Annotated in this window: 1 pseudogene; it reads right to left on the bottom strand. The window is 68.8% G+C overall.

The window, feature by feature from the left end:
- Positions 1–417: pseudogene (locus D588_RS24885) on the bottom strand (methyl-accepting chemotaxis protein); the annotation flags it as partial.

Below are 417 nucleotides of genomic sequence, written 5' to 3'. Positions count from 1 at the left end.
TCGGTGCGACGCGACAGGTCGTCGTTGCCGGCGGCGATTTCGGTGGCAGCGGCATTGATGCTGACCGCCGCGGTCTGGATGCGGCCGACGATGCCGGTCAACTGGTCGGCGGTGGCGTTGGCGTCGTCGCGCATGGTGGCGAATACGCCGTGGAACTCGCCGTCCATGCGCGCGGTGAGGTCGCCTGCGGCGATGGCCTGCAGCAACGCCGACAGCTTGCCGAGGTTGCGGTCGCTGACCTCCATCATCGCGTTGAGGTCCTGCACCATCAGCCGGAAGTCGTGCTGGAAATGCGCGGCATCGCCGCGGGCGCTGAAGTCGCCGGCCGCGGCGGCGGCGGCCAGGCGCTTGATCTCGGTATTGATCGCCAGCAGGCTGGCCTTGGCCGCATCCATCGACTCGTGCAGCACCGCACGA

Source organism: Xanthomonas sp. SHU 308, from assembly GCF_000364645.1.
GTDB classification, from domain to species: domain Bacteria; phylum Pseudomonadota; class Gammaproteobacteria; order Xanthomonadales; family Xanthomonadaceae; genus Xanthomonas_A; species Xanthomonas_A sontii.
The sequence above is the reverse complement of the archived record's forward strand: the minus strand, read 5'-3'. Positions and strand labels throughout refer to the sequence as shown.